Source organism: Phocaeicola salanitronis DSM 18170, from assembly GCF_000190575.1.
Taxonomy (GTDB): domain Bacteria; phylum Bacteroidota; class Bacteroidia; order Bacteroidales; family Bacteroidaceae; genus Phocaeicola; species Phocaeicola salanitronis.
The window spans coordinates 3,087,501-3,102,319 of record NC_015164.1 but is presented as its reverse complement, the minus strand read 5'-3'; the positions used below and the strand labels follow the sequence as shown (position 1 = coordinate 3,102,319).

The 14,819-nt window shown below is 49.1% G+C and carries 12 protein-coding genes and 1 tRNA gene (1 of these 13 only partly in view); 7 read left to right on the top strand and 6 right to left on the bottom strand.

The genetic code is table 11. From position 1 onward, the window contains the following. Position 1: 1 nt before the first annotated feature. The 5 genes from BACSA_RS13405 to BACSA_RS13385 form a co-directional block, all read right to left on the bottom strand. A complete protein-coding gene (locus tag BACSA_RS13405; protein ID WP_013618571.1) occupies positions 2–625 on the bottom strand; it encodes an ORF6N domain-containing protein in 624 nt (207 codons plus the stop codon). A 123-nt stretch (positions 626–748) separates the two neighbouring features. After that, positions 749–1,999 (bottom strand): ABC transporter permease, encoded by a 1,251-nt coding sequence (locus BACSA_RS13400; RefSeq protein WP_013618570.1) that lies wholly within the window; start codon positions 1,997–1,999, stop codon positions 749–751. Between the two features lie 12 nt (positions 2,000–2,011). Further along, on the bottom strand, positions 2,012–3,190 hold the full coding sequence (locus BACSA_RS13395; RefSeq protein WP_041584037.1) for an ABC transporter permease: 1,179 nt from the start codon (positions 3,188–3,190) through the stop codon (positions 2,012–2,014). A 98-nt stretch (positions 3,191–3,288) separates the two neighbouring features. Continuing rightward, entirely contained in the window at positions 3,289–4,281 is a 993-nt protein-coding gene (locus tag BACSA_RS13390) for an HlyD family secretion protein (protein WP_013618568.1), read from the bottom strand. A 128-nt stretch (positions 4,282–4,409) separates the two neighbouring features. After that, positions 4,410–5,894, bottom strand: a complete 1,485-nt coding sequence (locus tag BACSA_RS13385; RefSeq protein WP_013618567.1) for a TolC family protein — start codon at positions 5,892–5,894, stop codon at positions 4,410–4,412. Between the two features lie 619 nt (positions 5,895–6,513). Between BACSA_RS13385 and BACSA_RS13380 the strand changes: the two genes are divergently transcribed. The 4 genes from BACSA_RS13380 to BACSA_RS13365 all read left to right on the top strand — a co-directional run bounded on the left by BACSA_RS13380 (position 6,514) and on the right by BACSA_RS13365 (position 11,272). Then, positions 6,514–9,153, top strand: a complete 2,640-nt coding sequence (locus BACSA_RS13380; protein ID WP_013618566.1) for a DNA gyrase/topoisomerase IV subunit A — start codon at positions 6,514–6,516, stop codon at positions 9,151–9,153. Next, the gene (locus BACSA_RS13375) at positions 9,150–10,067 is read left to right on the top strand and encodes a DUF3316 domain-containing protein (protein ID WP_013618565.1); all 918 of its coding nucleotides are present in this window, start codon (positions 9,150–9,152) and stop codon (positions 10,065–10,067) included. Before BACSA_RS13380 ends, BACSA_RS13375 begins: the two co-directional genes overlap by 4 nt. Positions 10,068–10,070: 3 nt before the next feature. Beyond that, positions 10,071–11,084, top strand: coding sequence for a S41 family peptidase (locus BACSA_RS13370; protein ID WP_013618564.1), 1,014 nt, complete (start codon positions 10,071–10,073; stop codon positions 11,082–11,084). Between the two features lie 106 nt (positions 11,085–11,190). Then, positions 11,191–11,272: transfer RNA gene (locus tag BACSA_RS13365), tRNA-Leu, on the top strand. Between the two features lie 8 nt (positions 11,273–11,280). On the opposite strand, the gene BACSA_RS13360 is transcribed toward BACSA_RS13365, so the two are convergent. Beyond that, positions 11,281–12,690: an ATP-dependent DNA helicase gene (locus BACSA_RS13360; protein ID WP_013618563.1), complete on the bottom strand. Its 1,410-nt coding sequence runs from the start codon at positions 12,688–12,690 to the stop codon at positions 11,281–11,283. Between the two features lie 103 nt (positions 12,691–12,793). On the opposite strand from BACSA_RS13360, the gene BACSA_RS13355 reads away from it, so the two are divergent. The 3 genes in view from BACSA_RS13355 to BACSA_RS13345 are tightly spaced (at most 5 nt apart) and all read left to right on the top strand, a layout consistent with a single transcriptional unit that may run on beyond the window. Beyond that, entirely contained in the window at positions 12,794–13,480 is a 687-nt protein-coding gene (locus tag BACSA_RS13355; RefSeq protein WP_013618562.1) for a hypothetical protein, read from the top strand. Positions 13,481–13,485: 5 nt separating this feature from the next. Next, positions 13,486–14,310: a DUF3822 family protein gene (locus BACSA_RS13350; protein ID WP_013618561.1), complete on the top strand. Its 825-nt coding sequence runs from the start codon at positions 13,486–13,488 to the stop codon at positions 14,308–14,310. Next, positions 14,301–14,819 carry the 5' portion of an RsmD family RNA methyltransferase gene (locus BACSA_RS13345; protein WP_013618560.1) on the top strand. Its footprint extends 15 nt past the window's final position, so 519 of the gene's 534 nt are visible here — the first part of the coding sequence; its start codon is at positions 14,301–14,303; its stop codon lies beyond the right edge, outside the window. Before BACSA_RS13350 ends, BACSA_RS13345 begins: the two co-directional genes overlap by 10 nt.

Sequence of the window (14,819 nt, the reverse complement as noted above, 5' to 3'; positions counted from 1 at the left end):
GTCATTCCACTTCGGTATGGTCTGCATCATTTTGCCTTTTCACCCGTTTTACCGTATGCTTGATTTTGCCTATCAGGAAATTGAGTTCAAGGCTTGATTCTGTTTCGGATGTTTCCAGGTCAGGCATGACTATGCTTGAAAGCATTTCTCCAATGTGTTGCATCTTGGATTGCTGCGACTTGCCATCCGTTTCACCGTGTAAGGCATGCAATTCACGCTTGAGCTGGCGCACAGAGGCAAATGTCTCTATGATAGCAAGGGTGGCTTGCGTAGCTTGCGGACTTTTCAGGATAGTGGCAAGCATATACAATCCTTTCTCCGTGAACGCTTTGGGGAGGACACGGGTCTTGGGTGATAGATTTGCGGTCAAAATATTTGACCGCAAATCTGTAAATTCCTGTTTGTCAAGCTCAAGTACGTATCCACTCGGAAACTTCTCCGGATTGTTACGCACAGCTTGATTGACTTCTTTTGTCCTCACCCCATATAATTCTGCAACATCCACGTCTAATATCACCTGACAATCTCTAATCAGGATGATTTTTTGCCGTACCTGTTCAAATAGATTGACTGTACGCTGAAGGATGCGTTCTGCCCTTTCGCTTAAACCGTTGTTTTTATCCATGATAAAGTTTATGTCATTTATTGAAGTTCTTTATAGACAATAACGCAAACCGTATCATAAGTACATCATAAAACACAAACGGAATAAATAAAAAATCTGTGCCCCATTAAAATAGGATAAACCTTACCGCAACACCGCCTGCCGCTTCTTCCGGAACTCATGCAAGCGTTTTAAGGCATGTTTCCGGCTCAACAGGATTTCCCTCCGGTAGAGGAAGAATGTGAGAAGGAAATAAATGCCTGCCTGCATCCATAATGCCCGGTATTCGGGCAAGACATCGTTCAGTGTGGCTCCCATCGTCTGTATGCGGATATATCCGTTGATGCCGAAAGTAGAAGGGAATATCCACGACACCGCTTTCCAGAAATCCGGGATTGCCGCTCCGGGCCATGAAATGCCTGAGATGAACAACAAAGGCAACGATGTGAACACGAATATCATCATGCAGTCTTCACGCCTCCGGATGAGACACGAACATGCCATGGCAAAGAAAATGCATGCCAGCAGGTAGGGCAGGACAAAGGCCGCCAATGTATCCGGCGAAGCAAGAAAGACCAGCCGGAACATCTTGGGCACCGCACAAAGGATATATGCCGCCACGGCAAGATAGACCAAAAGATAAGCCAAGGACTTCCCGAAAATAATGCGGATGGCACCCTGATAATGGCGTACCATGGGCACCAAATCCCGGAAACGGTTGTTCTCGCGCGCCGTACCCGCCGACAGACCTATCCCGAGCAATAAGGTCTGCTGGATAATCAGGATAAGCACGGCAGGGATAAGAAAGCTGGCGAATCCGTCCTGCGGATTATAGAGCGATACCGCTTCGTAATCTATCGGGCGGACCGTAATCTCATCCTGCCGCCTGGTGGTATTGCCCGCACGCCGGATTTGGATATCCTTGTTCATCTCCAGCGAAGCCTCGGTATTGGCAAGCAAAAGCGCCTTATAATAAAGCATGCCGCTCATGTCGGCAAAGATGGAAACATGCGCCTGCTCTCCCGAAGCCAAGTCGCGGCTAAAACCTTCGGGAACATAAACCACGCCGTATATTTTTTGCTTTTTCAGCAAAAGCCGGGCTTCTTCCATATCGGAACAATAAGACACGATACGGACATCCGGACCTCCGTCTACCCGGCGGAGGTATTCGCGGCTCACGGAAGAACGGTCGGCATCGACCACAGCCACGGGCACTTCACGCACAACTTCATTGGTATAGATGAATGCATAGACCAGCGGATACGCCAAAGGCACAAGGAGGAAAAAAATCAGTACGCCCTGGTCTTTGACGGTCATCTTCAGCTCTTCCTTACAGATATGGAACAATCCGGCGATGCCCTGCTTTATAGTATGTCTGAACGAATATTTTTTCATAATCCATCGGTTTTAGGGGATATATACATAGTGCAACATTTCCGTGCGCAACTTCTTCAGCACAAAGAACGGAAGAAGCAGGAAAAGCAAAAGCGCCACTATGGGTTGCCATACGTAGACGAGCGGATAACCGTTTAAGGCAAGGTTTACATATATCAGGAAATAATGCCGTAAGGGGAATAAAACCGCCAGCCCTTGCAAGACGGGATGCATCGCCATGACCGGAAAGGTAAAGCCGGAGATGGAAAATGAAATGACTCCCCATAACGAAGCCACACTCAAGGCAAGGCGGAGGGTGCCGAACATGCCAAAGAAAAAGATGCCGACCGCCTGCGAAGCCAGCACCAGCAACAATCCCGCAAGAAGCATCGGGAAAATGCCGCTATTGCAAGGATAATGCAAGAACCCGTACAGATAGACATTATAGAATACGGTCACGATAAAGAAGATAACCGTATGCGGCAAGAGTTTCCCTACCAATGCCGTGCCGATGGAATTGTCTGCCAAACGCATCAGAACGTGTGCCGTATTTTCCTTCAGTTCCATGCCTAACGCATACGAGGTGGTCAGGAAAATGAGCAACATCAGGATGCCCGGCAATAAGGTATTGCATAAATACACCGAATAATTCAGCCACGGATTGTTCAACGCATGGGTGTCAATAACGACGGGCTGGAGAAACGCCATTGCCTGCTTTTCGGTAGCCCCCTTGGCTAAAAGCGTGCTCTGCCCGATGGCACCCGAAGCAAGTTCCGACATCGTGCGCTGGTCGCGGTACAGCAACGACCCTGCGATGAGGTACGCGTAATTGATGTAAAACGACACGCGGGGCTGCCTTCCGGAGATGGCTTCCTCGGTGGTGCCTTCGGGTATGTAATAAAAAGCATAAATCTCGCCACGCTGGACCGCCTTGCGTGCTTCGTGGAAATTTGCATAACGAGCCGTGACATGCGTTTGCTGGAATGCATCCAAATTGCGGATGATGCTTCGCGTAGTTGCCGTATTGTCCATATCCACAACACCTGCGGGCATGTTTGTAGGCAAGCCGTTTGCCATCAGCGTGGTAAAGAACACGTAGCAGAATACCGGTGCTATTACCATGCAGAAGAGGTAAATCGGCCGGGTCGCGATGTGCCGCAGTTCGCGTACGGCTATACGGTACAGGCGTTTATGAATGGTTGTGTATTGCATAATCCTTCCTTTCTTGTTTCTTTTTTTCACCACAGATTACACAGATTTTCATAATTGATTAAATAAAATAATCTGTGTAATCTGTGGTGAAAAAACACTCATTCCAACCCTTTGACTATCGCCGACATGCCCGGCCGCAGGTTCTCCACCGGCTGTACGGGCTTGGCTTTAATTTCGAATGTCTTCAGGTCGAAACCGCCGGTGGTCTTGGTCGCTTTCCATGCGGCATAAGTGCCTAAGTCTTTCATATAGGTCACTTTAAATGTGGCGTCTTTTTCCAATGCCGGGATAAACGCCGAAATCTCGCCCCCTACGTGGAAATCTTTCAGATAGTCTTCACGCACGTTAAACGTCACCCACATGTCATCCAGTTGGGCTACATTCATGATGGGTGCTCCGGTGCCCACCAGTTCGCCTACCTTAGGGAATATCTCCGTCACTTCTCCATCGGCAGATGCCGTGAGATACGTTTCGCTGATGTAGGAACTGACTTCCGCCACAGCACCTTCGGCTTGCCTTACCTTGGCTTGCGCCATGAGTTTGTCTTCCCGTTGCGTCCCGTTTTGCGCCATGGTGTATTGGGCTTCCGCCGCCCGTTCGGTAGCTGTCATGGCGTCATATTGCGCTTTTGCCTCGTCGCGCTTCTGCGCCGACACTACGCCCGCTTCGTACAGGCGGTTCACACGCTGGTAAGATTTCTCCGCAATTTCTTTTCCGGCTTTCGCTTTCTGCCACATCTCGTATGCCTCCTGAAGCTTCTCGGCACGCGTGCCTTTTTCGGCTTTCTCGCTCAGAGCCTGAGCCGCCTGTTCCAATGCCTGTGCCTGCGAGAGCTTTGCCACCACATCGGGCGCTTCGAGGATGGCAAGCGTATCGCCTTCCCTCACCTGGTCACCCTCGCTTACAAAGAATTTCAGGATACGTCCGGGCACCTTGCTCGACACCCGGTATTCGGTCGCTTCGGCTTGTCCCTGAATGATTTCCGTTCCTTTCCGGAAAGTGAAAAAGCCGATGACACTGACTATTACAACCACCCCTACCAGGGTAATGAATGCCAGCGTAATGTTGCTGCGTTGCGTTCTTTCTGTCATATTGCCTTATTTTTTAATTACCACATTTCAAACTCACTACAGAGAAACACCGATGATTTACGAAGTACGATTCAATTTCAAAAAGCCAATTGTCCAATCGCAAATGAAAGGCTCTGCGGTGAAAATATTCATTTTGTATACATATCCAATGTCCCCATTGATTTGTTCAAATAAATCTCGCTCATCTTCAGGTCGATTTGCGCATCAATCTTGCCCGACTGGGCAGAGAGCCAAGCGGTCTGGGCTTCGAGCACATTGCTGGTCGGGATAACCCCCTCCCTGAACCCGAAATTCGCATAACGGAGGTTTTCTTCCGCCTTTTCCATGTTTTTCTCCGCCATCGCAAGTTTCTTGGCGGCTTCGTTCACCTTATACGAGTTTTGAGTTACCTGAAGCTCAATCTTCTCGCGCGCGTCATCAAGCCGGTACCGGGCAATATTGGCTTCGGCTTTCGCCGCACGCACCTTATAAATATTTTCTCCCCAATGGAATACAGGGATTGTCACGACCACCCCGATACCCCATGTCCCGCGGAACTTATTCTCGAACCCGTTGAAAAGCGAAGGATTGGAAAACAAATAGCTGGCGGTCAGACCGATAGAGGGGAGATAACCGGCACGTGCCACATTCACCTTCTGGCGGTAGATTTTCGAAGCCAGCTCCAAGCTCTTCAACTCTTCGCGGTTCGCCAAAGCCGTATTCACATTACTTTCGGTAAATGTGTCGGGCAAGGCAAGGTCTTCCATCTCTTCATCCGCAAGCCGGATTTCGGTGTCAAGCGGCAAGCCGCACAACTGGCAAAGCACCATCTTCGACAGGCTTAACCCGTCTTCTACCTGCACCAAAGCCATTTCAGCCTCGTTCACCTTCACCCGCACGCTTAATGCATCGGCTTGGGTAGCAACACCTTCTTCCAGCATTTTGTTCACATCCGAATCCAGTTTCCGCACCAGTTCCACAAAACTCTCGGCAAGCCGTTTCTTGTTCACCAGCGAGATGACCTGCCAATAAGCCTGGTCGGTACTCATCACCACGTCCTGCATGCCCGTAGCGTGTTGTGATGCAGCCAATTGCTCCGCATACTTCGTAATTTTATTGTAAGCAATGATTTTGCCGCCCATAAAAATCGGCTGGGTCAACGTTGCCGCACCGGCATACAGGTTTCTCGTATCCGTGCGGAAAGCGTCCACAATGCCTTGCCCTACCCCGTTCAGCGCACCGGGCAATTGCCCCATGACGCCGCTTAACGGCTCAAGCAAAGGGAGCAGCTCGGGGTGGCTCACCGCTATCTGCTGCAACTGGTTCCCGAACTGCTGCAATTGAGCCCCTACAGCTGTACCGACATTTCCTATGGCATTTTTCTGGGCATCGCTCAATAAGGAGATTTCTTTCTGGATGCGCATATAGGTGCCCCCCACATCAATCTTAGGCAAGAAATTAGTAAATGCCGCTTTTTGCTCATAATGCGCCGCCTTGACTTTCTCCTGCGACATGCGCAGTTCCTTATTGTTGGCCAAAGCCAAGGCGCGGCAGCTATCCAGCGTAAGCACACGCTGGGCATGCGAAGCAAGGGCAAGCGTCAATAGCAGAACAAGATTCAGAATTTTTTTCATACTCATTCACTTTTAGTATCCATGCTTATAAAGGCTATACCGCCTGAATAAACATAGCAAATTTATAAAAAATAAACCAAACAACCAAGGGTTTTGTTCGGGCAATAAGGCTAAAAATGTACAATCTTCATTGCATGCCGTTGTGCCGGCGCGCGAAGCTATCTGCACCGGGCTACGCATGTATATTCCCGACGCGATGCAACTATAAGGATGAATTTGTTTGAAACAAAGCTCATCTCATGCCCCAGCCTGAGCGCGTTACAGCGTTACAATTACAATAAAGCAAAAATCAATTTCTCCAGAGACAAACAACCGATAACAATATAACAAATAACAATATAACAATTAGCTAAAATCAGTTTTACCCAAAAGGAGAGCGAATAAAACAATTATATACTATATATAAATATATATATTTATATATAGTATATAATTTATGTAATGGTTTCCTTCGATTCAGTTTCTCATTTCATTAATTGTTATATTGTTATTGTTATATCGTTATCATTTAATTGTAATTGTAACGCTGTAACGCCTGAACAAGCTTGAAAGCAGCGCCTCGGAAACATTTGGATTTCTCAATAATTATCCGTATATTTGCAACAAGCAGAAAACGATTATGAGCGACGACACATTAGACAAAAACGAAACAACGGATATACCTGAAAAAGAATCGGATACGAATTACAAGCCCGCCTCGCCGGCGGACAAGGCAGTGAAATACCAGCTGAGCGGAATGTATCAGAACTGGTTCCTCGACTATGCCTCGTACGTCATTCTGGAACGTGCCGTACCCCACATCAACGACGGACTGAAACCGGTGCAGCGGCGCATCCTGCACGCCATGAAAAGGCTGGACGACGGACGCTACAACAAGGTGGCGAACATCGTGGGGCATACCATGCAGTTCCATCCGCACGGCGACGCTTCCATCGGCGACGCGCTGGTGCAGCTGGGGCAGAAAGACCTGCTCATCGATTGCCAGGGAAACTGGGGAAACATCCTCACGGGCGATGATGCAGCCGCACCCCGATACATCGAAGCACGCTTGTCGAAATTCGCCCTCGACGTGGTGTTCAATCCCAAGACCACCGAATGGCAGGCCTCTTACGACGGACGCAACCGCGAACCCGTAACCCTGCCGGTCAAGTTCCCCCTGTTGCTGGCACAGGGCGTAGAAGGCATCGCCGTAGGACTTTCATCGAAAATCCTGCCTCACAACTTCAATGAGTTATGCGATGCAGCCATCGCTTACCTGCACGGCGAAGAGTTCCACCTCTACCCCGACTTCCAGACCGGAGGGGCGGTAGACGTGTCGCGCTACAACGACGGCGAGCGGGGCGGAGTGGTGCGCGTACGTGCCAAGATATCGAAAATAGACAACAAGACACTCTGCATCAGCGAAATTCCCTACGGAAAAACCACATCGTCGCTCATCGACTCCATATTGAAAGCCGTAGAAAAAGGGAAAATCAAGGTGCGCAAGGTAGACGACAATACCGCCGACAAGGTGGAAATACTGGTACACCTCGCCCCCGGAGCCTCGTCGGACAAGACGCTGGACGCCCTTTATGCCTTTACGGATTGCGAAGTGAACATCTCGCCCAACTGCTGCGTCATCGAGGACAAGAAGCCGCATTTCCTCTCGGTAGGCACGGTGCTCCGCAAGTCGGTCGACCACACCCTCGGGCTCCTGCGCCGCGAACTGGAAATACAGCGCGACGAGACCCTGGAGACCCTGCACTTCGCCTCGCTGGAGAAAATCTTCATCGAAGAGCGCATCTACAAAGACCGCGGCTTCGAGCAAGCCGAAAACATGGACGCCGCCTGCGCGCATATCGACGAGCGACTCACCCCGTTCTACCCCCAAATGGTGCGCGAAGTGACCAAAGACGACATCCTGCGCCTGATGGAAATCAAGATGGCACGCATCCTGAAGTTCAACAAAGACAAAGCGGACGAAAACATTGCACGCCTGAAAGCGGACATCGAGGAAACGGAAAACCACTTAGCTCATCTTACCGACTATACCATCGCCTGGTTCCGCCGCCTGAAAGAGAAATACGGAGCACAGTTCCCCCGCCGCACCGAGATACGAAACTTCGACACCATCGTAGCCACAAAAGTGGCGGAAGCCAACGAAAAGCTCTACATCAACCGCGAGGAAGGCTTTATCGGCACGGGGCTGAAAAAGGACGAATTCGTGTGCAACTGTTCCGATATCGACGATGTAATCATCTTCTACCGCGACGGGAAATACAAGGTGGTGCGCGTACAGGACAAGCTCTTCGTAGGCAAGAACATCCTCTACGTCAACGTGTTCAAGAAGAACGACAAGCGTACTATCTACAACGTCATCTACCGCGACGGGAAAGACGGATACCACTACATCAAGCGTTTCAACGTGACTTCGATGATACGCGACCGCGAGTACGACGTGACGCAAGGCACACCGGGTTCGCGCATCGTCTACTTCACCGCCAACCCCAACGGCGAGGCGGAAACCGTGAAAGTGACCCTGCGCCCCAACCCGCGCATCAAGAAACTGGTGTTCGAACGCGACTTCAGCACCATCAACATCAAGGGACGCCAGTCGATGGGCAACCTGCTCACCAAGTACGAGGTACACAAAATCGGGCTGAAACAACGCGGAGGCTCTACCCTGGGCGGACGCAAGGTGTGGTTCGACCACGATGTATTACGCCTCAATTACGACGGGCGCGGACAATACTTAGGCGAGTTCCAAAGCGATGACCGCATCCTCGTGGTACATACAGACGGCGACTTCTATACTACCGACTTCGACCTGAACAACCATTACGACCCCGATATCCGGCTCATCGAGAAGTTTGATGCCGACAAGGTATGGACCGCCGTGCTCTACGATGCCGACCAGCAGAACTACCCGTACCTGAAACGCTTCTGCTTCGAGGCGACAAGCAAGCGCCAGAACTACTTGGGCGAGAACAAGCAAAACCGTTTGCTCCTGCTCAGCCCCGAAGCCTATCCGCGCATCCAGGTGGTATTCGGCGGACACGACGCGTTCCGGGAACCGCTGATAGTCGAAGCGTCCGACTTTGTAGGCATAAAGAGCTACAAGGCTAAGGGCAAACGCCTCACCACCTACACCGTGGGCGAGGTAAACGAACTGGAACCTACCCGCATGCCAGAACCAGAAGAAGCTCCCGACACAGAGGATAACGGAACGCCCGAAGACGAAAACGGACAAATGAACCTATTCGATAACGAAGAAGAATGAAAACATTGATTTATATCGAACACAGAGACACAAAGACACAGAGAATAAAAAATAAAGCCTCTGTGCCTCTGCGCCTCTGTGTTCTTATTCTGATAGTCTTAACCTGCCTTCCGACCCGTATCCAAGCACAAGACTCCCTGCAAGCCACACGCCACGTGATGCGCTCGGTGATGATAGGAGCCGGACACAACAACACATTCGAAACCTATCTCTCGCCCTTGGAATACGAAGGTCCAGAAGTGCGCTTCGCCTACGAAACGATGCGGATGACCCGCCTGATGGACGGGAACGTTTCGGCGCAAAACCTGTTCCAGCTACATGCCTCGTACACCGAAAACATCTCGCAGACCAATCATACGTACGGCGGGCTGGTGAACTGGAGCTATGCCCTGCATTACCAGTTCCGCCCTGCCAAGGGACTGAAGATACTTTTCGGCCCCATGCTCGACCTCAATGCAGGCGTGGTATACAACCGGCGCAACTCGAACAACCCTGCCCAGGCAAAAGCCTACGGGGGCTTAGGGGCATCAGGGATGCTCATCTACCGGTTCCGCATCAAGAACTATCCGCTCACGGTACGCTGGCAAGCGAACCTGCCCCTGCTGGGCGTGATGTTCTCGCCTGAGTTCGGCGAATCGTATTACGAAATATTCTCGCTGGGCAACGGAGGACGGAACGCAGTGTTCACCTCCCTGCACAACAACCCGTCCCTGCGCCAGCTCCTTACCCTCGACTTCCCGGTAGGGAACACGGTGATGCGTGTGGGCTACGTATGCGACCTCCAGCAAGCAAAGGTAAACAACCTGAAAAGCCATACCTACTCGCACGACTTCATGATAGGCGTCGTACGCAATCTGTACCTGTTCCATGGAAAGAAACACATGACCACGCCACCTAAAATAACTCCGTTTTAAACCATGAGAAAATATATCCTCTACCTATGCATTACCGTGCAGGCATTGTTCGCCTCCTGCATCCGCGAAGACATATCAGGCAATACGCCCGAGTCGAACTTCGAGTCCCTATGGAAAATCATTGACGAACAATATTGCTTTCTGGAATACAAGCACGAAGAATACGGGCTGGACTGGGACGAAGTGCACACCCGCTACGCCCAGCGCATCACGTCCGACATGACGTGGGAAAACCTCTACGAAGTGCTCTCGGACATGGTGAACGAGCTGAGAGACGGGCATGTCAACCTGTCCAGTTCCATCGGCACATCGCAATACCGCGCATGGTTTGACGCCTTCCCCCATAATTTCAGTGACAGCATCCAGAGCAATTACCTGGGAAAAGACTACGTGAACTCGTCGGGCATTACCTGGTCGATACTGGAAAACAACATCGGCTACATCTATTGCGAAAGTTTCTCGAACGGCATTGGAGACGGAAATCTGGACCAGACCCTGAACTCGCTTGCCGTATGCGACGGACTGATTGTAGATGTACGGGATAACGGAGGCGGAAACCTGACCACGGCACAAAAACTGGCGGCACGTTTCACCAACGAGCGGGTGCTTGTAGGCTATATGTACCACAAGACGGGACCTGCCCACGATGATTTTTCCGACCCCAAACCTGTCTACATCGAGCCTTCGGACGGCATCCGGTGGCAAAAGCCGGTGGTAGTGCTCACCAACCGCCGTGCCTATAGTGCCACCAACGATTTTGTGAACAGCATGAACCAGTTCCCCAACGTGACCCTTGTAGGTGACAAGACAGGCGGAGGCTCAGGGCTTCCCTTCTCGTCGGAAATCCCCTGCGGCTGGTCCATCCGTTTCTCTGCCAGCCCGATGCTCGACCCCGAAATGAACCATCTGGAATTTGGGATAGACCCTGATGTGAAAGTAGACATGACCAGCGAAGACATTGCCCAAGGGAAAGATACCATGATAGAAACGGCATGCCGGGTGCTGAAAGGACAGTAAGGAAATGGTTTCTATGCACCTCTGTAGTGAAATTTCACACAAAGATTTGGCGATTTCGAAAATAAGCCTTACCTTTGCACCCGCAATTCCATTTTAACATGGACATGCGCCCGTGGCGTAATTGGTAGCCGCGCCAGACTTAGGATCTGGTGTCGTGAGACGTGTAGGTTCGAGTCCTATCGGGCGCACTTCTTTTTTATTCCTTTTGGCTCTCGGGCCAGTTCACCAAATACAAAGTTCCTTTAGCACGCGTAATTGCCGTATAAAGCCAGCGGTAATAATCGGGCGAAACCATATCCTCGGTCAGATACCCCTGATCGATGAACACGTTTTGCCATTGCCCGCCCTGCGCTTTGTGGCACGTTACGGCGTATGCATACTTCACCTGCAAAGCGTTATACCACGGGTCTGCCTTTATCTTCTTCATCCGCCCCGCTTTCGTGGTAATATCCTGGTAATCTTCGAGCACGGCATGAAACAAACGGTCGGCATGCTCTTTGGGCAATGCCGGCGCATCGGTATGGAGCGTATCAAGCAGGATTTTCACCTCCAGCTCAATATCGTTGTAATCAGGAAACGCAAGAAGCACATCGGCAAAACGGAATCCATACATCTCGTGCACCCGGCGCACCCGGCGTACCACGGCTATATCCCCGTTGGCGATAAAATCCAGTTCCTTGACATCGGCTCCCCAAAAATAATTGTTCTTCGCCACCATCAGGATATCGCCCGCATTCAATTCATCCTCACGATAAAGAATCGTATTCCGTATTCCCTGGTTATAAAGGTTAGCCCGCTTGTTCGAACGGCAAATCACGATGGTTTCGTCCATTCCCTCGCGCCCATAACAGGTGTTGAGGGTCTCTATCAGTTCGCTCCCCGGCACCACACGCACATCGGGAAATCCCTCTACCCGTATGCGGGGAAGCTCTCCGGAAAACTCTTCCGCCATTTTCCGGCGCAGGCAAGTGGCATTGTACAAGATGCCCGACTCAGACTCCTGCCGGACTACTTGCGTCAGCTCCTGCTCTACAACCTCCAACCCGTACCCTCTCAACACATCTGCCGAGAGTGCCGGACTCTCTTCTTCGCCTACAGGAGGCAACTGGGCGGTCTCGCCCACCAACACCAACCTACACCCTTGCCCGCCATATACATATTGTATCAGGTCGTCCAGCAAGCGTCCGCTCCCGAACACGTTCCCCGACAAGCCCAGATTAGATATCATCGAGGCTTCGTCCACAATGAACAACGTGTGCTGGTGCAGATTGACATTCATCGTAAAATTATCCATCTCGTTCGAAAAAGTACGCTGGCGGTAAATACGCCGGTGGATGGTGTAAGCCGGATGTCCGGAGTGAAGCGCGAATACTTTGGCCGCCCGCCCCGTAGGAGCCAGCAATATACATTTCTGCTTCATCTCGTCGAGAGCTCTCACCAATGCACTTACCAGAGTGGTTTTTCCTGTTCCGGCATATCCCTTTAACAGGAAAATTTCGTCCTTATTGGAAGATAATAGAAAATTTGCCAATATCTTAAGCAGATTTTCTTGTTCTTTTGTTGGTTGATACAAAAATTTTTGCTTAATTTGTTCCGATAAATTCATAATACATCAATTTAACCAATAAAAAAATATCAACTTCTTTTCAAAAAGTTGAACGCTTTACCTATTTAAGACACGAATATAAACTAAAAAAATAAATAATATCATGAAAACAGTCATTAATTGTGTATTGGTTATATGTGCATTAGCTTTAGTGTACATTTGCTATGGCAGTATTATGGGCCCCATTAACTTCGACAAGCAAAAAGACATCCGTGAAAAAGCAATCATCGCCAGATTGATTGATATTCGTAAAGCACAACAAGAATACCGCTCTGTGCACGAAGGAGCCTACACGGCAAGCTTTGATACCCTTATTCATTTTGTCAAAACGGCAAAGCTTCCATTCATCATGAAAATCGGTAGCTTGACCGATGACCAATTGAACAATGGCATGACCGAACAAAAAGCAATGGATCTTATAAACAAAGCGAAGAAAACCAATAACTGGACTGAAGTGGAAAAAGCCGGGCTGCAAAATTTCCGCCGTGATACAATGTGGGTAGCCGTAATGGATACCATTTTCGAAAAAGGCTTTAACCCAGACTCTTTGCAATTCGTTCCTTACGGAAACGGAGCTAAATTTGAAATGGCTATCCGCAAAGACACGACACAATCAGGCGCACCGTTGAACTTGTTCCAAGCACAAGTAGCTTATGACGTATACCTGAGTGACCTGAACCGCCAGGAATTAATTAACCTGAAAGACGTACAAGAGAAATTAGGCAAGTATTGCGGATTAAGAGTGGGCGACATCGAGCAACCGAACAATAACGCAGGAAATTGGGAATAATAAGCATGAGTGACAATAACGTTGATTTTACCCAATTAGAACACAATACATTATCCATCCGTCTCAGTACGGATGGATTTTCTTTTTCCATCTATAATCCGGACAAGAAAAACAACCTTTACTATAAATACATACCGGTAAATATCCAACGCTCCATGGCGGCAAACGTAAAAAGCCTCTTAACAAATACGCCTGAGCTGAACATTGCTTACCGGCAGACCAATATCCTGATTCATACCCAGCGCTATACGACAATCCCGTTCGAGCTTTTTGAAGACGAACAAATGGAAATGCTTTTCTATCAGAACTTGCCCAAACAAAACAACGAAATCATCTTATGCAATGTATTAGGGAAAAGCAATGTGGCGGTATTGTTTTCCATCGATAAACTTACCCACATATTTTTATCTGAACACTTTCCTCAAGCTCGTTTTTTTGCAAGTATCAGCCCGCAAGTGGAATATTTTACAAACAAGAATAAGCACGAGAATGCACATAAAGTATATGCGAACTTTCATGAAAACGACATGGAAGTATGTTGTTATGTTAACGGGAAATTACAATTGGCAAATACATACTCCGTAACAAATAACGATGACCGTTCGTATTACCTGCTAAATCTTTGGAAACAACTTGCCTTAAACCCTGAACACAGTGAATTGCATCTAATCGGCTTAAACAAAGCGGAAAGAAACGGGCTAATCACTTTTCTAAGGCAATTTATAAGAAAAATTTTTGTCATGAACCCATTGTCTGAAATCAGCACACCTTCGCCCGAAGGGATTGAAGATATGCCTTTCGACATCTTATCCTTATTGATATGCGAATAATAAGCGGAATTTACAAACACCGGCGATTCGATGTACCCCATACATTCAAAGCCCGCCCCACCACCGACTTTGCGAAAGAAAACCTGTTTAATGTCCTGAACAATTATTTGGATTTCGAAGACGGCATAACAGCCCTCGACTTGTTTGCCGGCACAGGAAGCATCAGCCTTGAATTAATATCGAGAGGATGCGAAAAGGTGGTATCTGTAGAAAAAGACCCGCAACATTACGCTTTCATCTGCAAGGTTATGAAAGAAATAAAAACCGATAAAAGCTGGACAATACGAGGAGACGTGTTCAAATACATCAGCAAATGCCAGGAACAATTCGATTTCATCTTTGCAGACCCACCTTATGCGCTGCCCGAATTAGCGGATATCCCCGACAGAATATTTGAATACAACCTGCTTAAACAAGACGGTTTATTCGTATTGGAGCACGGGAAAAACCTGAACTTTGAAAATCATCCGCACTTCTCCGAACACCGGCACTATGGAAGCGTGAACTTT